The organism is Pedobacter vanadiisoli (assembly GCF_042684385.1).
GTDB lineage: Bacteria > Bacteroidota > Bacteroidia > Sphingobacteriales > Sphingobacteriaceae > Pedobacter > Pedobacter vanadiisoli.
This window is the reverse complement of sequence record NZ_JBHULL010000010.1, coordinates 116043-135939: the sequence shown is the minus strand read 5'-3', so window position 1 is coordinate 135939 and position 19897 is coordinate 116043. Positions and strand designations below refer to the sequence as shown.

16 protein-coding genes are annotated in these 19897 nt (G+C 38.8%); 3 read left to right on the top strand and 13 right to left on the bottom strand.

Annotation, left to right across the window (positions count from 1 at the left end):
- The 12 genes from ACFSR6_RS13750 to ACFSR6_RS13695 form a co-directional block, all read right to left on the bottom strand.
- Complete coding sequence (locus tag ACFSR6_RS13750; RefSeq protein ID WP_379079848.1) at window positions 1-423, bottom strand: secondary thiamine-phosphate synthase enzyme YjbQ; 423 nt, start codon at window positions 421-423, stop codon at window positions 1-3.
- A gap of 5 nt (window positions 424-428) precedes the next feature.
- Complete coding sequence (locus ACFSR6_RS13745) at window positions 429-1445, bottom strand: PDDEXK nuclease domain-containing protein (protein ID WP_379079846.1); 1017 nt, start codon at window positions 1443-1445, stop codon at window positions 429-431.
- 42 nt (window positions 1446-1487) lie between these two features.
- Complete coding sequence (locus ACFSR6_RS13740) at window positions 1488-2522, bottom strand: DUF2157 domain-containing protein (RefSeq protein ID WP_379079844.1); 1035 nt, start codon at window positions 2520-2522, stop codon at window positions 1488-1490.
- A gap of 97 nt (window positions 2523-2619) precedes the next feature.
- Entirely contained in the window at window positions 2620-4833 is a 2214-nt protein-coding gene (locus ACFSR6_RS13735; RefSeq protein WP_379079842.1) for a cation:proton antiporter domain-containing protein, read from the bottom strand.
- Window positions 4834-5543: 710 nt separating this feature from the next.
- Window positions 5544-6530 (bottom strand): bifunctional riboflavin kinase/FAD synthetase, encoded by a 987-nt coding sequence (locus tag ACFSR6_RS13730; RefSeq protein WP_379079840.1) that lies wholly within the window; start codon window positions 6528-6530, stop codon window positions 5544-5546.
- Between the two features lie 12 nt (window positions 6531-6542).
- Complete coding sequence (locus ACFSR6_RS13725; protein WP_379079838.1) at window positions 6543-7403, bottom strand: YitT family protein; 861 nt, start codon at window positions 7401-7403, stop codon at window positions 6543-6545.
- Window positions 7400-8131 carry a tRNA pseudouridine(55) synthase TruB gene (gene truB / locus ACFSR6_RS13720; protein ID WP_379079836.1) on the bottom strand — a complete coding sequence of 244 codons (732 nt, stop codon included), beginning with the start codon at window positions 8129-8131 and terminating at the stop codon, window positions 7400-7402. Before truB ends, ACFSR6_RS13725 begins: the two co-directional genes overlap by 4 nt.
- 26 nt (window positions 8132-8157) lie before the next feature.
- The gene (locus ACFSR6_RS13715) at window positions 8158-8952 is read right to left on the bottom strand and encodes an undecaprenyl-diphosphate phosphatase (RefSeq protein ID WP_379079834.1); all 795 of its coding nucleotides are present in this window, start codon (window positions 8950-8952) and stop codon (window positions 8158-8160) included.
- A 17-nt stretch (window positions 8953-8969) separates the two neighbouring features.
- A complete protein-coding gene (locus ACFSR6_RS13710; RefSeq protein WP_379079832.1) occupies window positions 8970-9356 on the bottom strand; it encodes a type II toxin-antitoxin system VapC family toxin in 387 nt (128 codons plus the stop codon).
- On the bottom strand, window positions 9356-9559 hold the full coding sequence (gene vapB / locus ACFSR6_RS13705; RefSeq protein ID WP_379079831.1) for a type II toxin-antitoxin system VapB family antitoxin: 204 nt from the start codon (window positions 9557-9559) through the stop codon (window positions 9356-9358). Before vapB ends, ACFSR6_RS13710 begins: the two co-directional genes overlap by 1 nt.
- Before the next feature lie 39 nt (window positions 9560-9598).
- Window positions 9599-9826, bottom strand: a complete 228-nt coding sequence (locus ACFSR6_RS13700; RefSeq protein WP_183768204.1) for a DUF3098 domain-containing protein — start codon at window positions 9824-9826, stop codon at window positions 9599-9601.
- Window positions 9826-10704 (bottom strand): cell division protein FtsX, encoded by an 879-nt coding sequence (locus tag ACFSR6_RS13695; protein WP_025145075.1) that lies wholly within the window; start codon window positions 10702-10704, stop codon window positions 9826-9828. Before ACFSR6_RS13695 ends, ACFSR6_RS13700 begins: the two co-directional genes overlap by 1 nt.
- A 201-nt stretch (window positions 10705-10905) precedes the next feature.
- Between ACFSR6_RS13695 and ACFSR6_RS13690 the strand changes: the two genes are divergently transcribed.
- Window positions 10906-11331 (top strand): hypothetical protein, encoded by a 426-nt coding sequence (locus ACFSR6_RS13690; protein WP_379079828.1) that lies wholly within the window; start codon window positions 10906-10908, stop codon window positions 11329-11331.
- A 422-nt stretch (window positions 11332-11753) separates the two neighbouring features.
- A complete protein-coding gene (gene leuS, locus ACFSR6_RS13685) occupies window positions 11754-14558 on the top strand; it encodes a leucine--tRNA ligase (RefSeq protein ID WP_379079826.1) in 2805 nt (934 codons plus the stop codon).
- A 189-nt stretch (window positions 14559-14747) separates the two neighbouring features.
- Here leuS and ACFSR6_RS13680 read toward each other — a convergent pair whose 3' ends face one another.
- Window positions 14748-16046: a DEAD/DEAH box helicase gene (locus tag ACFSR6_RS13680; RefSeq protein ID WP_379079824.1), complete on the bottom strand. Its 1299-nt coding sequence runs from the start codon at window positions 16044-16046 to the stop codon at window positions 14748-14750.
- 575 nt (window positions 16047-16621) lie between these two features.
- Here ACFSR6_RS13680 and ACFSR6_RS13675 point away from each other — a divergent pair.
- Complete coding sequence (locus ACFSR6_RS13675; RefSeq protein WP_379079822.1) at window positions 16622-19891, top strand: SusC/RagA family TonB-linked outer membrane protein; 3270 nt, start codon at window positions 16622-16624, stop codon at window positions 19889-19891.
- Window positions 19892-19897: the final 6 nt, after the last annotated feature.

Genomic DNA, 19897 nt, shown 5'->3' with positions numbered 1-19897 from the left:
TTACTCGCCCCAGGCAGTAATGATTAATCTTCTTTGTCCGCCACGGTTGCGGTGCTCACAAAGGTAAATTCCTTGCCAGGTACCAAGAGCCAATCGGCCATTCCTGACCGGAATAGTAACCGAACTCCCTAAAATTGCCGATTTTAAATGTGCGGGCATATCATCTGATCCTTCATAATCGTGTTCGTAATCCGGATCATTTTCTTTAACGGTTTTATTAAAAAACATTTCAAAGTCCATTCTAACGGTAGGATCAGCATTTTCGTTAATGGTAAGCGAGGCAGAAGTGTGCTGGATAAAAACCTGGCAGATGCCGATATTAATCTCATCAAGCTGAGGTAAGGCATCTTCAATCTCATCAGTAATGATATGGAAACCCCTTCTTCTTTCCCTAAGGGTTAATGCTTGCTGGTATATTTTCATTTGAATTAATTCTCAATAATTTTAATGAAATCCTTTTCGCTAGGTAAAACAGTTAGATATTTACTCGCGAAAATTTGGTCGTTATTTTCTGGAAGCGTATATCTTACCAGCGATTCACTTTTATCTTGGCAAAGGATGATACCGATGGTTTTGTTTTCATCTTCAAGTTTTACTTCTCTATCAAAATAGTTTACATACATCTGCATTTGGCCAATATCCTGATGTTTTAGTTCTCCAATTTTCAAATCAATAAGTACGAAGCATTTTAAAATGCGATTGTAGAAAACTAAGTCTACCTTGAAATGCTTTTCTTCAAAAGTTATTCTTTTTTGGCGGGCCACAAAGGTAAACCCATTCCCTAATTCTAACAAGAAATGCTCAAGTTTATCTATTAGCTTTTGCTCTAAATCACTTTCTGAATAAAAACTTTTTTGAGGCAAGCCTAAAAACTCCAATACATAAGGATCTTTTATTAGGTCTTTATTTTTTTCAATAATCTGTCCCTTTTGCCCAAGAGATATTACCTCTTCCTTGTTTTTACTTAATACTAAACGGGTATATAATGCTGAATCGAATTGACGCTGTAGTTCTCGCAGACTCCAATTATTTTTGATGGCTTCTATTTCGTAGAAATTACGTTCATTTAAATCTGGTATCCTCATCAATTTGAGATAGTGCGACCAGGTGAGCTTGAATTGGACAGGCACTGTATAGTCTTTTGCGAATTCGTCAGACACTGTCTGACGAATTGAATATGTGAGGTAAAATGACCTCATTTGTTTTAAATTTGTTTCGGAGAAGCCCTTGCCAAATTCTACAACTAGTTTTTCTGAGAGTTCATTCAAAATTTGTTTACCGTACTCAGCTTTTTCTTTTCCTTGTTGTTCTTCTTCAACGATCATTCTGCCAATTTCAAAATAAGTTATCGCCATTGTATTATTAATCGTCTGGGATACCTTTTGTCGGGCCTGAACTAACAATTCGATAACTCTATTAAAAAGATTTTGGTTCTTTAATTCCATTTTTAAAAAATGCTATCTAAATGTATACTTTAATAATCTTCCTTACTTCAAAAACTCAACATTCCATATCTTTTCTGCTTTTCGCCCAATAAGCCAGAAAGAGGCAGCCAGCACAGAAAAAAACAGGGCTTTGTGCCAGCTATCCCAAAAGTACTCAAAGTAGCGGGTATAGAGGTTGATAAACAAAAAGGTAATACCAAATTCGCGGGCAATATCATCGCGGTATTTTAAACCGAACAGCGTACTGGCTACACAAATGGCTGCAGAAATTAATGCCCAGTAAAATAAACTCAATTGTCTTACTTTGTACCATTCATCGAGACTGGCAAAGTTTCCAAATACAGATAGTGCCCATAACGATACAAACAGATACACCATCCCGGAGATGTAGGTTACCTGAAAAAAATGTTGGGTTTTGGGAACGGCTTTCATCATGAAAGATGCAGCAGTTAAAACTGCTCCAAAAATCACAAAGCGAAGAGGGTAATTCATTCCGAGAAAGTAATAATTCCAGCGACTAAGGTAACCGGTTTCGGTTCCAAACCAGGCACCCAGTGAGATTAAGGCAAAAATCCAGATCAGCCTGGAGTTGAACAGATAACCAAGTGTGCCATAAATAAAAACCGAAATCAGGATGAGGATAGAAAAATTGCCAGAGCCGTTGTCCAGTACCTTACCAAAATAGGCAATTGCATTTGCAGTAAGCAAAATGGCCGAGAAAACAATGGCTTCGTTGCTGAATTTGAGATGTGGCAGTTTCTTTTTACGCCTGAAACCCAGGATATAAAGCCAGGCAGCCAAACCACCCGAAACAATAGCTATTACAATATTTGGGGTGTTATAAACCCTTTTAAGGTAGTTTAATATCGAATTATCGATCAATAAGGAGCCGAGTGCAATAAAACCACAAGCCAAGGCTACCCAAAAAGCATATTGAGCCAGGCGTAACCAGTCGAAATTTTTGGCTTCATAACTTTTACGGAGCTTTTCGCCGGTTTCTTCGGTAATTAAGCCATCACTTTGCCATTGCTCAATCATATCATCCAGAAATTCACTCTTTTCTCTATCGACTTTCATAGGTTCGGTTCTGTACGAAGATATACCTTTTAGTCCTTAGTCAAAAGGCTTTAGTCAATAGACTCCCGACACTTCTGACTAATGAGTCCGGACTGATCTATATAACCTCTTTAATCTTCTTATTGTTTCCCACTATCCAAATTACATCGCCGTTATCGAATACAAAATCTGATGAAGGATTCAATATCCGATCGGCACCACGCTCTATACCTACAATCAAAGCCTGAGCTTTCTCCCTGATACCGGCATTTCTAATGCTTAATCCATACACGGGTGATTCGGCATGAACAACTACTTTTTGCAAGGTCATCTCTTTATTCGGGAAGTTGCTTTCTTCGGTTATCTCCGGAGCGTCTACTTCTAAAAGGGTTTTAACTGCTGCCAATTGATCATCGGCACCAATTAATAACAATTTATCGTTTGGATACAGCCGTTCATCTCTTCCTGGTGTTGGGATATTATTTCTTCCCCGTTCTATCAGCGCAATATTTACCCCATATTTTTCCCTGATCATTAACTCGCTGAGCGTTTTTCCAACCACTTCCGATTCTGGCGAAACGGTAAGTTCTGTTAAATGGGTATCCCAGGGTAAGATATCGGGTTTCTGGTTCTCCCGGGCATTTAAGTTCAGCATGAAACGCCTTTCAAGTTTATCATAAAATGATTGAAGTTTTCTTGAAAAGATGATCATTCCGAGGATAATCAATACAAGTGCAATTACCGCTGCCACCCAGGTATCGAAAAACTCGTACATCAAAAAACCAACAAAGAAAATCCCCAGTGCAATCCTGAAAAATTCGATTGCAATCAGTGGACCACGGGTATACTTTTTATTCAGCCAAAGGTGCGAGTAGGCGGTGCGTTGTATTCTCCGGATAGATAATGCCCATAAAAATGGCGACATTAATATAAAAGATACCACTACACTGATGATAATGGAAGTTAAACTATTGGCAATATTGCTCGCGATAAACGGTTGAATGTACCGATAAGCCAAAAAGATAATGGCAATGATGATTACCGAATGGATAATGGTATTAAATATGTACGAACGCAATAAAATTCGCCAATCGCTTAACGTTGTAATCCCTTCGGTGCTCGAACTGTATCGTTCGATTCCATCCAGCCACTTTTTAGGTAAAACGCGTTTTAAAAACTCGTAAAATGGTTCAGAAAGTTTAATCAGGTAAGGTGTGGTAAAAGTTGTTATGGCTGCGGCAGCTACAGCAATGGGATATAGAAAATCACTGGTCACCTTTAGCGTTAAACCCAATGATGCAATGATGAACGAAAACTCACCGATCTGTGCCAAACTCATACCCGATTGCACCGAAGTTTTTAAAGGCTGACCGGACAATAATGCACCTAAAATGGTAAAGATGATTTTTCCGAAGATAATAACCACGGTAGCTACTAAAATGGGAACAGCATATTTAACCAGCATAGAAGGATCAATCAGCATCCCTACAGAAACAAAAAATACAGCAGCGAACAAATCCTTTACCGATTTGGTTAAATGTTCTATTCTTTCTGCCTGTGTAGTTTCTGCTAAAATTGAACCCATAATAAACGCACCCAGGGCAGGGGAGAAACCAACCTTATCCGCCAGTAATACCATCACCAAACATAATGCTAAAGATACTACTAACATGGTTTCATCGTTCATTAGCTTTTTGGTTGCTTTAAGAAATGAAGGCACCAGGAATATTCCGCCTAAAAACCAAAGTACCAGGAAGAAAGCTAGTTTTAATATAGAATAGAGCATTTCTGTCCCTGCCGATTGCTGGCTTACCGCCAGGGTAGAGAATAATACCAATAACAAGATGGCAACCAGGTCTTCTACAATTAAGACACCGAAAACCAACCCGGCAAACTTTTTATGTTTTAACCCTAATTCTTCAAAGGCTTTAATGGTAATCATGGTTGAAGAAATAGACAGGATACCGCCTAAAAACAGGCTGTCCATATCTTTCCAGCCCATGCCTTTACCAACAAGGTAACCTGCTAGAATGATAAATAAGACCTTTACAATTGCAGTGATAGAAGCCGAACCTCCAACTTTGACCAGTTTTTTGAAACTGAATTCTAAACCCAGGCTAAATAAAAGGAAAATTACGCCAATTTCGCCCCAGATATTTATACTCTTGGTATCGGTAACAGATGGAAAAAAATCTAAATGTGAGCCAACCAACAGGCCAGCCAATATATAGCCCAAAACCAAAGGCTGTTTAATTTTCTTAAATATGAGTGTAGTTATTCCTGCAGCAGCAAGAATTAATCCTAAATCGGCTATTAAATCAGGTAAATGCATTTATATAAGGGTAATGATTTTTAAATAATTTATGCCCAGGTAAAATTTAATACCTGGTATTTTATCGGAAAACCCACATTGAAGTGGTTAAAATGAAATTATTTACCAAAAAAAATGTTTTGGATACAGCATCTTAAACAAACACCAATAATGATACTTTAATGTTTTGATTATAACTTTTGTATTGATGGTTTTGTTCTTGAAAAAAAGAAACAGCAAAAAAGTAATGAGTACAAAAACACTGGGAGATACTTTTACAATAGAACGGGTAATAAAGTCTTTTTGAAAGCTTTCGTTATCCTGATTGAAACCAGAATTGTGCCTGATGATTTTTTTGCCCGTAATGAAACTTATTTTAGTGTTTTTCGATTGGACATCCTTTCTTTTTTCTTGCGCTGCGGCGCCCGCAAAATTTATAGTGATGGATAAAAAGAAGATGATGTAAAAAAGCCTCATTGCCGCTAATATAACGAAAATAAGGCTTTTTTGAAAGGGAAATATTGATTAAATGAAGCTGAATCCTTTCTTAACTTAGATTTCGTAAAAATGGTCAGCCATGCTGAATTTATTTGACAAGTAGAAATAGTGTTTTCAATTGCCTTGTAGCTACTTCGTGGTCAGCATCTGTTAACGCTGCAGTAAATTGCCTTCATTAAGCTCATCAAGACCTGTTTTAGGGTGACGATTGCGAAGGATACTTTAAAATAATTTTACCCATTAAAAAAAGCTAAAGTAGCTTCCTTATCTTTTTGTAATTGAACAGTTAGCGCTTCTAACCCGGTAAATTTTACATCATGACGCAAGAATTTTAAGAAATTCATTTTAATGTCCTGGCCATAGATTTCCTGGTTAAAATCGAAAATATTAACCTCAATATTCCTGGTCATTCCATTAATGGTTGGTCTTTGCCCAATATAGGCCATTCCTTTGTAAGGCTGGAGGTTTAAGGTTGAGGGTTTAGGGTTTAGGACTTCGGACTCCAGACTTCGGACTTCGGACTCCATTTCTACGGTAACTGCATAAATACCATCGCCGGGGATGAGTTTATAGGTTTCTTCTACAAAGATATTGGCTGTAGGGAAACCGATAGTACGGCCAATTTTGTCGCCTTTAATTACCCTGCCGAAAATAGAAAAAGGATAGCCCAGGTAATCGTTGGCCAAGCTTACATCGCCCGCCAAAAGTGCCTGGCGGATCTTGGTGGAGCTTACTGCCACATCGTGGATATCCTGTTCCATAATTTCTTCTACAGTAAAGCCGAAATGTTCGCCGGCAGCTTTTAAAATAGCTAAATTGCCAGAACGGTCCTTACCAAAACGGTGATCATATCCAATAATAATGTGTTTAGTGCCAATATTGTCGACCAGGGTATTTTTGATATAATCTTCTGGTAACTGGTTAGAGAAATCGCGGGTAAAAGGGGTAATAATCAAGTGATCCACCCCCAAACTTTTTAAAATCTCTGCTTTTTCATTAATGGTGTTGATCATTTTTAAATCCTGGTTTTCAGGATCAATAATCATTCTCGGGTGCGGGAAAAAGGTTAAGATTACACTTTCTCCATTATCGGCTTTTGCCTTTTCTACCAGTTGTTTAATGATTTTTTGATGTCCGAAATGCACACCATCAAAAGTGCCAATCGTAACAATGGCATTATCTAATTTTTTAAATTCGGAAAGGTTATGGTATATCTTCAATGGGATAATAAATTAGTGTAACGCGTGGCGTTTTACAACTCCACCTTTTAAATCGGCAATTTGTTGTTGTATTACAAATGCATCCGCATCAATCTGGCGGATAGCGGTTTGTAATTTACTCATTTCCAGTTTGGTCACAACGGTGAAAATAATATCGATATCTTTTTTTTCCCCGTAACCACCCTCACCTTTATAAAGGGTAACACCACGTTTCATCTCGTTGATAATAAAGTTTTTGATCTCTTCCTGATGTTCGGAGATGATGGTAACGCCGGTATATTGTTCAATACCGTTTACTATAAAATCGATGGTACTTGATGCTGACAGGTAGGTTAATATGGCATAAAGCGCTGTTTCGATATTCAGGAAATAAGCTGCAAATGCAAAAATAATGATATTTAAAATCAGGATAATGTTCCCAACGGTTAATATGCTGTTTTTACTGATGTAAAGGGCTAAAACCTCAGTGCCATCAATTACACAGCCCCCGCGCATGGCCAATCCAATTCCGCCGCCTAAAAACAAACCGCCAAAAAATGCAATAAGCAATTTATCGTGTGTAATGGGCTGAAAAGGTAGAATAATTAAAGCCAATGAGAGCGCAGCAATAGCAATAGCCGTTTTAAGGGCAAAACCTTTGCCGATCTGCCTATAACCTAAAATAACGAATGGAATGTTGATGATAGCAATCAGGTACGATAAATTCCAGCCGGTTAGGGTACTTACCAAAAGAGAAATACCGGTAACCCCGCCATCTATAAAATGACTTGGCATTAAAAAGCTTTTTAGGCCGAAACAGGCTGAAGTTACCCCTGCAATAATCAGGAAAATTTCTTTTGCAAACCTGGTGCCCCGGTTTTTAATGTGGTTCATACTTCTGTTTCAGTTTTAGCTTCTTCTTTCTTATTACGAATATAACTAACAAGTTCTAGTACCTCAAACGCATCTTTTAGCAAAAAGTTTCCGCTCCGGGTACGAGTAAGTTTAGAAAGATAGGCACCACTGTTAAGCTGTTTGCCAAAATCGGATACTAATGAACGGATATAGGTGCCTTTGCTGCATACAACCCTAAAATCAACTTCGGGTAGTGCTATACGGGTAATTTCAAATTCTGGAATACTTACCGCGCGTTTACGTAGCTCTACTTCTTCACCTAAGCGTGCCTTTACATATAAACGTTCGCCATTTACCTTTACTGCCGAGTGTGCCGGTGGGTATTGTTCAATATCGCCGATAAAGGGTTTACAGGCGGCATAAATTTCTTCTTCGGTAATGTTGCTGATGTCGAATGTTTCATCAACTTCTGTTTCCATATCGAATGATGGGGTAGTAGCCCCTAAAATCATGGTGCCGGTATATTCTTTCTCTTCGGCCTGAAAAGTATCGATCTGTTTGGTTAGCTTGCCGGTACAGATAATCAATAAGCCGGTAGCCAGAGGGTCTAAAGTGCCGGCATGGCCAACCTTTAGTTTTAATGGTTTTAAAGAATTACGGATTTTGCCCACCACATCAAATGAAGTCCATTTGTAGGGTTTATTGATTAACAGCAATTCGCCTTCAGCAAAATTGAAATCTTTAAATTTTGAATTTTCGGTACTCACAAATCTTTTTTGCGCAAAGATACGGATTAGTTTATATCAATGTGATATCCTGATAAGAACAATGCCATTATGATAATTCCCAGTGCAATACGGTAATATCCGAAAACTTTGAATCCGTGTTTGGTTAAAAAGCCAATAAATGATTTTATGGCAATAATGGCAACAATAAAGGCAACAACATTGCCCACTAATAACAGTTTAATATTTTCAGTGTTTAACAGGTGATATCCTTTTAAAAGTTTGTAACCTGTAGCTGCGCACATAGTAGGTACAGCTAAAAAAAATGAAAATTCTGCAGCAGCGCTTTTTGTTAGTTTTTGGCTCATTCCACCCAAAATTGTGGCAGCACTTCTGCTCAAACCCGGGAAAGCTATTGCTAAAACCTGAAAAAATCCGATTTTTAAAGCGGTTGCATTTGTGATTTCTTTTTCACTATCAATCGTGGCATTTTTAAACCATTTATCAACCAAAAGAAGAATTACTCCACCAACAAGTAAAACGGCAGAAATAAATATTGGGTTACCAAGCGTATTATCAATAAAGTCATTCAAAAGGAAACCAAAAACCAAAGCCGGTATAACAGCAATAATTAATTTCAGGTAGAATTTCCAATCAGAAAAATTGAAGAATTTTTTCCAATAGAGAACCACAACGGCCAGAATTGCGCCCAATTGAATCGCAACCTCAAAAAGTTTTACAAAATCGTCTTTACCAATTCCCATCAGGGCCGATGTGATGGCCATGTGGCCAGTGCTCGATACGGGTAAAAATTCGGTTAATCCTTCAATAATGGCTAAAATAATAGCTTCGAAATAGTTCATATACGCTAATTAATGGGTTATTCCCATTGTAGTTTTAAGTTATAATTTTTTAATTTTTTGTCTCTTGAAATCAAGGTTAAATTTTCTGAAATGGCTTGCGATACAATAATCCGATCAAAAGGATCATTGTTGATAAATTCAAGATTTAATAATGTGGTAAGATGGGTTTCATTAATGGGGATAATCTCTATCTGATTTCTTTCTGCAAACCTGAAAAGCGCTTCAAAATCAATTTTTAACTCGAGCTTTCCTATTTGCTTTTTAATGGCAATTTCCCAAAAAGAAGCAATGCTTAAGAAGCAAGATGTATTAATGTCAGATAACCTTTTTTTAACAGAAAGAGGCAATTGGTCATCACCTGCTACAAACCATAAAAAGGCATGGGTATCTAATAAATATGCCATTAAATATAATCAGCAAACATTTTTAAAGGATCATCAAAATCATCTGATAATTTTATTTTACCTTTCGCATACCCAAATTCACGTGATTTTAATTTAGGTTTGTTCTTATGTTTTGTTTTTAAGAATTCAACAAAATCTGCCACTTCCTGCCTAAGATTTAGTGGAAGCGAATTAATTTCGATCTGCAAATTTGTTGTTGTCATATTATAAAGTTAAAAAACACTTTATTGAATACAAAACATTTATTTTTTTAAGACGGCATAAATGCCAAATGCAAAACCTGCCAATACCACCATCGGAGCCAATAAAGTTCTCCTGAAATCGTAAATATTACCTGTTGTGCCCATCATCAGGATAAAGCCTAGTGCAACAATTGCAATGCTAATCAACAATAACTGATAGTTTTTTTTGGTAAAAACCAATTCGCTTTTAACGTCCTTAACAACCGGACCTGTTTTTTTTTCTGCCATTATCTATAAAGATGATAAGATTTTAAACGTAAATACCTGCTTACCGCAAACCATGTACTAATACCTGTTATAAAAATACCCACAATTAAAAGGCCTATAAATACAAAGCCAAATTCCTGGTAGTTGTTTAAAATAATAATTTCCGGTACTTCTTTGCGGGCATAAATCAATGTTGCCAATAAAATAATAATGGCGATAAATGCAGCAATTAAGCCATGCAAAGCCGCGTACAGTAAGAAAGGACGTCGAATAAAATTTTTCGTTGCACCAACCAATTGCATACTTTTGATTAAAAAACGCTGCGAATAAATCGCTAACCTTATGGTGTTGTTAATCAGCGCGATAGATATGATTAAAAGCAATACCGCGAAGGCAAAAATAATTAAGCCTATGGTGTTGATGTTCTTGTTTACCATGTCAATTAAAGAACTCTGGTACACTACTTCTTTTACCACAGGGTTTTTAGAAATACTGGCTTTTAGTGCGTCGATGCTTTTATTGTTGGCATATTCTGCTTTTAAGTAAACATCAAAGGTTGAAGTTAGCGGGTTGTAACCTAAAAAGTTAACAAAATCTTCACCTAAATCCTGTGTTAAGTTTCTTGCAGCAAGCTCTTTGTTTACATATTGGGTTTGCTTTACTGCAGGGTTTGTATTTAATTCTTTCTGGAAAGCCAGTACATCCGCTTCTTTTGCACCTTCATCAACAATAATGTTTAAAACAATGTTTTCTTTAACGTAGTTAGACAGATTTTTGGCATGTACAAGTACCAACCCAAGTAATCCGAGCATTAATAAAACCAATGCAATACTGATTATGGTAGAGATATAAACGGTTTTGGTTTTTTTAGATGCATCACTTACTTCGAATTCTTCCATGTATTTCATTTTTGTTTCTGCGAAAATATAAATTATACCTGACAAACACCAATTTAAAAAAGCCTTAAATCAACATTAACGGATAGGTTTAAGTTTTAGTTTAGTGATCAAATTCTTTTAATTATTCATCATTTTGTAAAAATACGGTACGAAATTTGTTAAAATGCCGTTAATCATAAAACTTAAGACTAAAATTAAACTATGAAAAAACAAATTACATTAATAGCCATACTATTAATAGTCGCAAGTACGATCATTTCCTGCAAAAAAGACACCACTTCTTTAAAGGCCCAAATGATGGGACGTTGGACTTTAAACAGGATTGTGACAACAGGTTATACGGCCGATGAGACGTTAAAGGACCCTACTAAAATTAATGGAGATGTAACTTATGGTAAAACCAGCGATTATGTTGATTACAAATCAAACAACGATGATCAGGTAGAAATAAGCCTTTCAGGAAATAAGACAATCGGTACTTACCAGATTATTTATTCCGATCAGTTTACCATGGAATTGAATGATGGAAACAATTTTTGTATGGTTAACAGTTTGAACGGAAATCAATTTCAGTTTACAGCTACCATTAACAACAGGATAAAAAAGGTTTATTACCTGTCAAGATAATATTCCGATCACTTTATTATTTGAATGCGCCATTGATTTCTAATCAATGGCGTTTTTTTTCGATAAAAATTGATCAGATCTATATCTTTTCAGTTTGGAAAGCAGTTGCCGTAAGATTTAGGTTAATGAAGTCCCGCCCCCGCTTCTGCCGGTTGAAAATACCGGCATCCCGCTTCGGTCGGGTTTAGGTGGCCGCCATTGAGCTGCTATCTGCAGTGGAAAATACGACCACCAGTTTCCAGAAAAAAATTGACCACCTAAGTCAACTGAGAATAGTCAAGAAGATTTAGCGCTTTAAACCTCATAGGTTTAAAAACTGGCGGTCTTTTGTCGAAAAGTAATGGCTTTTGACGCTAAAATTTATGTTTTACTAAACCCCTTAATTTCCGTATTTTCGCACCTTTAAAAATTTAAAACTTGCAATGGATTACCAATTCAAAGAAATAGAGCAAAAGTGGCAGAAATTTTGGGCAGATCATCAAACGTTTAAAGCCGAAAGCAATTCTGAAAAACCAAAATACTATGTGTTAGATATGTTTCCATATCCATCGGGGGCAGGCCTGCACGTTGGTCACCCGCTTGGTTACATTGCATCAGATATTTTTTCAAGATACAAACGCCTTAAAGGCTTTAATGTATTGCATCCTATGGGATACGATTCGTTCGGTTTACCTGCAGAGCAATATGCGATACAAACCGGTCAGCACCCGGCCATTACCACCGAAGCCAATATTGCAACCTACCGCCGTCAGTTAGACCAGATTGGTTTTTCTTTCGATTGGAGCAGGGAAGTACGTACCAGTGAGCCATCTTATTACAAATGGACACAATGGATTTTTATGCAGTTGTTCAATTCCTGGTATAACATCGAAAATGACAGGGCTGAAGACATTACCACTTTGATCGAAAAATTTAATGCCTCTGGCACAGCCGATGTGAAAGCGGTTTGCGATGAAGATGTTAAGTCTTTTCTGCCGAGTGACTGGGCAACCTTTACCGATGAAGAGAAACAGGTCGAATTGTTAAAATACCGCTTAACTTATCTCCGCGAGAGCACGGTAAACTGGTGCCCTGCATTGGGAACGGTTTTAGCGAATGATGAAGTTAAAGATGGTTTTTCAGAGCGCGGCGGTTTCCCGGTTGAGCAAAAGAAAATGATGCAATGGAGCATGCGTATTACCGCTTATGCTGATCGTCTTTTACAGGGTTTGGATACCATCGATTGGCCAGAGCCGATTAAAGAAATGCAACGCAACTGGATTGGGAAGAGTGTAGGTGCATCTGTGAAGTTTAAAATTGAGACTTCGGACTCCGGACTCCGGACTTCAGACTATATTGAAGTTTTTACCACCCGCGTTGATACCATTTTTGGGGTTTCTTACCTGGTTTTGGCACCTGAACATGAGTGGGTAGCCGAATTAACTACACCGGAGCAAAAACAGGCCGTTGAAGATTATATTGCTTTAACCAAAAAGAAATCGGAATTAGACCGTATGGCCGATACCAAAACCGTTTCGGGTGCTTTTACGGGTACTTATGTAATTAACCCGGTAAGTGGCGAACGCGTGCAGCTGTGGATTGCCGATTACGTATTGGCAGGATATGGAACAGGTGCCGTAATGGGAGTGCCAAGTGGCGATCAACGCGACTGGTTATTTGCTACCCATTTTAACCTGCCTATTGTACAGATTTTAGATGCGCAAAAAGATATCGATGTTCAGGCAGATCCAACAAAAGAAGGAAAATATATCAATTCGGGTTTTATTAACGGAATGGAATATAAAGAGGCTGTTGCCTTTTTAAATAACTGGTTGGAAGAAAGGGGAGCAGGCAAGGCAAAAGTAAACTTCCGTCAACGCGATGCGATTTTTGGCCGTCAGCGTTACTGGGGTGAACCAATTCCGGTTTACTTTAAAGACGGGTTGCCTTACCTCGTGCAGGAAGAAGAATTGCCTTTGTTACTGCCTGAAATTGATAAATATTTACCAACAGAAACCGGTGAACCACCATTGGCCAGGGCCGAAAACTGGTTGCCAAAAGACGGTGGGCATTATGAGTTAAGCACTATGCCGGGGTGGGCAGGCAGCAGTTGGTATTGGTACCGCTATATGGATGCCAACAACAACAACGAATTTGCATCAAAAGAGGCTATTGACTACTGGAAGGCAGTTGATTTGTATATCGGTGGTTCAGAGCATGCTACCGGGCACCTGTTGTACAGCCGTTTCTGGAATAAATTTTTGAAGGATCTGGGTTATACCAAAGAAGAAGAACCTTTCAAAAAACTGATTAACCAGGGTATGATCCAGGGGAGAAGTAATTTTGTTTATCGCGTTAATGACGAGAACGGTAAGCCTACCAATACTTATGTATCTGCTGGATTAAGAAAAGAATATAAAACATCGGCATTGCATGTGGATGTTAACATAGTTGAAAATGATACATTGGACCTTGCTAAATTCAAAGCCTGGAGAGAGGAATATGCCAATGCAGAATTTATTCTGGAAGGTGGAAAATACATCTGCGGCGTTGAGGTGGAAAAAATGTCGAAATCGAAATTCAACGTGGTTAATCCTGATGATCTGATTGAGCGTTACGGTGCCGATACCTTGCGTATGTATGAAATGTTTTTGGGGCCGTTAGAGCAAAGCAAACCTTGGAACACCAATGGTATTGAAGGGGTATTTAAGTTCTTGCGTAAATTCTGGCGCTTGTTCCACAATGAAGACTGGACTTTCCACGTAAACGATGCTGTACCTACGAAAGCTGAGCTAAAAGCATTACATAAAATTATTAAAAAGGTACAGGACGATATTGAGCGTTTCTCATTCAATACTTCAGTATCGAGCTTTATGATTGCGGTAAATGAATTAACCGATCTGAAATGTAAAAACCGTCAGATTTTGGAAGATATGGTGATTATCCTTTCACCTTATGCACCGCACATTTGTGAGGAGCTTTGGCAGTTATTGGGTAACGATGCCGGAACACTTTCGTATACCGCTTACCCAACGTTTAAACCCGAATACCTGGTAGAAGATGAGTTTGCTTATCCGGTTTCCATCAATGGTAAAATGAAAATGAACCTGAATCTGAGCTTAACTTTAGCTCAGCCAGAAGTAGAAAGCATTTTACTTGCCGATGAACACTTCCAGAAGTTCTTAGACGGAAAAGCACCTAAGAAAATCATTTTCGTAAAAGGGAAGATTATTAATGTGGTAGTTTAAGGAGCCTAAAGCTAAAAGACTAAAGCGGAAAGGTCTCCCCGCGCTTGTCTAAGCTAGAAATATAAAAACCCGATTTGCGTTTACAAATCGGGTTTTTTGTTATCATTTATTAGATACGTCATGCTGAATTTATTTCAGCATCTATCTGGCAAGTAAGATTCTGGAACAAGTTCAGAATGACGACCGTGATTATCTGTCTCCTCTTCTCCTGTTTCCTCCATACTTTCTGTTATTGCTGGCGTTACGGGGTTTGCCGCTCATATTGCCATCGCCACCTTTTTTACCACCACCACCTTTAGATTGCGCCTGAGGTTTGCGTTTTACCTGGTTTTTGGCCAGCATTTTTTCCCAGGTTAGGGGATAAGGATGATCATCAACAATAGGCAAGGTAATTTTAATCAGCTTCTGGATATCCAGTAAATACTCATTTTCTTCAGCATCGCAGAATGAAATGGCAAAGCCGTTTGCACCAGCACGGCCTGTACGACCAATCCGGTGCACGTAAGATTCAGGGATATTCGGTAACTCGTAGTTAAAAACGTGCGATAACTGGTCGATATCAATTCCACGGGCAGCAATATCAGTAGCCACCAATACCCTGATATTTTTGTCTTTAAAATCATTTAAAGCACGTTGCCTGGCATTTTGAGATTTGTTGCCGTGAATGGCGGCTGCCTTAATACCGGAATGTCCCAAATCTTTGGCAATCCGGTCGGCCCCGTGTTTGGTACGGGTAAAAACAAGCGCAGTTTCGATGCTTTTATCCTGCAACAGGTGGATTAATAGTTTCTTTTTATCAGGTTTATCTACAAAGTATATTGATTGGTTAATGGTTTCGGCAGTTGATGAAACCGGGGTAACTTCTACCTTCGTTGGGTTTGATAAAATGGTATTGGCCAGTTTCTGGATTTCATCGGGCATGGTAGCCGAGAAAAATAAAGTCTGGCGTTTTGCCGGTAGTTTAGCCACCACTTTTTTCACATCGTGAATAAAACCCATATCAAGCATGCGGTCGGCCTCATCTAAAACGAAAAGCTCGATCGTATTCAGGCTGATAAAGCCCTGGTTCATTAAATCTAATAACCGACCCGGGGTAGCCACTAAGATGTCAACACCTTTTTTCAATGCTTCCACCTGCGAAAACTGGTTTACACCACCAAAAATTACCAGGTGGCGGAGGTTTAAATTTTTACCATAGGCTTTAAAACTTTCCTCAATCTGGATGGCCAGTTCGCGTGTTGGGGTTAATACTAAAGCTTTAATGTTTTTATTGGCTTTGGTATTAATGTGTTTTTCGTGTAGCAATTGCAGCATCGGGATGGCGAAAGCCGCAGTTTTTCCGGTGCCTGTTTGTGCACAGCCCAGTAAATCCCTGCCCTTTAATATCGTTGGGATAGATTGCTCCTGTATAGGGGTTGGTTGTGTATAACCTTCAGTCTCAAGGGCCTTTAAAATTGGCTCAATGAGGTTTAATTCGTTGAATAACATGTATGTTTCTGTATAATAATTATCGAAGAAGCTAGAACAATCATTTATTGAAGGACTAACTTGCGGAGAGAATATGCCATGCAGAATGGCAAGCCCTTATTCCTGCTTCGGCGGCAAAGATACGAAAAATGCATCAGCAATACACTTTTTTGATCAGTGTATATCGCTGCCATGCTTATACTACTCATTTTATGATTATAATATTACATATTTATATTTTTAATTAGCATTTTATATATGTATTATTTGTAGTATAATTATTATTTATATGTATATTTATTTTTATTGACCTTGCGTGCTGATTACTCCTGCCAGTTAAAAAAACAGTACCATGTAAACGATAATAAGAATAACTAACTAATCTAACCAACCCCATTATGAGAAAAAATCAACCTGCTAAAGGGAGAAATTCATTCTTCTATTCCTACTTTTTTTTAGTATTAGTACAGTCCGGCAAGGCAGATCACTTAAATAGGTCATCGTAACTGCTGACCATAACCAGGTGTTCTCCATGTCGAATACATGAAAACACCGGAAGTATATTACGCATTAGTTAACCTAACCAATATAAACCTATGGAACAAAATCTATTTTGTATCAAGAGGGGTTTTCTCCTCTTGTGTTTGGGAATGCTGTTTGCTCTCGGTGCAATGGCCCAATCAAAAATTACTGGTAAAGTTATTGCCAGCGATGATAAATTGCCTGTTATTGGCGCTACCATCAAAATCAAAGATGCCGCTGGGGGCACCACTACCGATGCCAACGGAAACTTCTCTTTAAATGTAAAACCTACTGATATATTGATCATTTCGTTTGTTGGTTACAGTACCAAAGAAATACCGATAGGCAAACAGACTAATATTGCAGTGGTGTTACAGGCCAATAATAACAACCTTACAGATGTTGTGGTAACCGGTTATTCCGCTCAACGGAAAAAGGATCTAACCGGTGCCGTTGCCGTGGTTAACATGGAATTGTTAAAAGCACAGCCCGCCGCAAGTGCTGTAGAAGCCTTACAGGGTAAAGCTACGGGTGTACAGATTATAAACGATGGTGCGCCGGGCTCAACGCCGCAGATCAGGATCAGGGGAATTAGTACCATTAATAATAACGAACCGCTTTATGTTATTGATGGGGTTCCATTCGAGGGTAAATTATCCTGGTTAAATCAAAATGATATCGAAAGCCTGCAAGTATTGAAGGATGCTTCTTCAGCCTCTATTTATGGATCAAGGGCAAATAACGGTGTAGTAATTATTACCACCAAAAAAGGGATAACAGGTGCACCAAAAATTACTGTCGATTCTTATTACGGTACCCAGGTGCCCAGGAAAAATAGTTTTCCTGAAATGATGAACCCACAGCAATATGCACAATATGTATTCGATGGCTATACCAACGCAGGGAAGCCAATTGAGGCAGGGAAAAATTATGGTTCTGGTCCAACTCCTGTATTACCAGAATATTTAGTGGCAGGTTTAAAACTTGGGCAGGATGTTACTGCAGCAGATGCAGATCCATCCAAGTATAACTATAGCCGCGATCCTGATCTCTTTTATCAGATTACCAAAGCAAATAAAGCAGGTACGAACTGGTTTGATGAAATTACTGAAACCGCACCGGTTCAAAATTACCAGTTAAGTGCCACCGGAGGTGGAGAGAATGCAACATACACTTTCTCGGGCGGTTACCTGGATCAGAAGGGAACCATTAAATATACTGGATTTAAACGGTTTAACTTTAGGTCAAACACCAATATTTCGGCATTTAACAAAAGGGTTCGCTTTGGTGAAAATGCGCAATACAGTTATTCTGAGGGGTTTGGTCTGGGGGTAAACCCAAATGTTTCGGGCGATTACCAGGACCAGGGAAGCGCATTGGGATGGGCATACCGGATTCCTACCATTATCCCGGTTTACGATATTGCCGGAAATTTTGCCGGAAGCCGTGGCAGCCAGCTGGGAAATGCCGAAAACCCCGTTGCCTTTCTGTACCGTGCTAAAGACAATAAAAATAAGAGCAATTTCTTCTTTGGAAATGTTTACGCAGAGGGCGATATTATCCCGGGTCTGGTATTAAAAACCAATTTTGGAATACGTTATGAAAACTTTATCGGTTTATCCATGCGTTATCCGAACCTGGAATTTTCTGAAGGTAACAATTCGAACAGCCTGAACGAATACCAGGGCTATACTACCGAATGGACCTGGACGAACACGTTAAATTACAGCAAAGTATTTAGTGAAAGGCACAGGATAAATGTATTGCTGGGTACTGAAGCCATTAGATCAAGGTCAAGGCAGTTAAATGCAGGCAGAAATGGCTACTTCATTTTAGGCAGCCAGGACTATTATTACCTTAATACAGGTTCGTCGAACATCAGCAATTCAAGTTATGGATCAATAGGCTCACTTTTCTCCCTTTTTGCCAAGGCAGATTATTCTTATCATGACCGTTACCTGGCCAGTGTTACCATTCGCCGCGACGGTTCTTCCAACTTCGGGCCCGCAAACAAATACGGTTACTATCCGGCAGCAAGTGTGGCATGGAGGTTATCAGAAGAAGAATTTATGAAAAGTATTAAATGGATCAGTGATTTAAAACTGCGGGTTGGATATGGCCAAACGGGGAACCAGCGGATACCTCCATACCAATACATCAACAGGTACCAAAGTTCTATTGTTAACTCGGCCTATGCCGTTGGTGGTGGTAATGGCCTTACTACCGGTGTATGGCAAAATGCTTACCAAAACCCTGATGTAAAATGGGAATCGTTAAAGGCTTTAAACATTGGTCTTGATTTTACATTGCTTGGTGGCGCAATTGATGGATCATTAGACTGGTATAACAAAAAGACCTCCGATATGCTTTATAACCAGCCGCTGCCTTCAAGTATAGTGGGTTTAGGTAGTTCGCCTTATGTAAATATTGGCGATATGAGCAATAAAGGGGTCGAATTTAATGTTGCCTATCACTACGGAAGGAATGCAGACAGTCCTTTTAAATTCGATATTGGCCTAAACTTCTCCAAAAATGAGAATAAGATCGTGAGGTTGGCACCTGGTATTTTTAATCAGATTTATGGCAATTACAGAAGCTTGCAAACCAGTGTATTACAGGAAGGTGAATCTTTTGGCTCTTTCTTCGGCTACAAAACTGCCGGGATTTATCAAAGTGCTGCCGATATTCAAAACAACCCGTCGTATGCAGGTGCAAGGGTTGGCGGTCTGCGTTACCAGGATATTAATGGCGATGGCATCATCGATCCTAAAGACCGTACCATTATTGGCAATCCAAATCCGGATTTTACTTATGGAATAAACCTAAATGCATCTTATCGAAATTTTGATATTTCTGCATTTTTATATGGCGTGCAGGGCAATGATTTATTTGAGGCTACCCGTTATTTTACCGACTTTCCATCATTTGCAGGTGCTAAAAGTACAAGATTGTTAAACGCCTGGAGTCCGTCTAATCCTTCAAGTCTAATCCCATCGGCTTATGTGGGAGCCTCAGATGTTGAACTGGCTTCATCAAGCTATTATGTTCAGGATGGTAGCTTTTTAAGGCTTAAAAATATACAGTTAGGGTATTCAATTCCAACGGCTAAAGCATTTGGACCAAAATCGGGCATTAGCCGGGTAAGGATTTATATCAGTGCTACCAACCTTTTCACCATTACCAATTATACGGGGCTGGATCCGGAGGTAAGTCAAACCCGAGATGCCGCTTCTTCTGTAGGAAGTGCCAGTCCGCCTGCAGATACCTTTTCGGCACTTGGGGTAGATAAAGGCGTTTATCCTTCGCCACGTCAATTTTTAATCGGTATTAATGTTGGATTTTAATTAAAA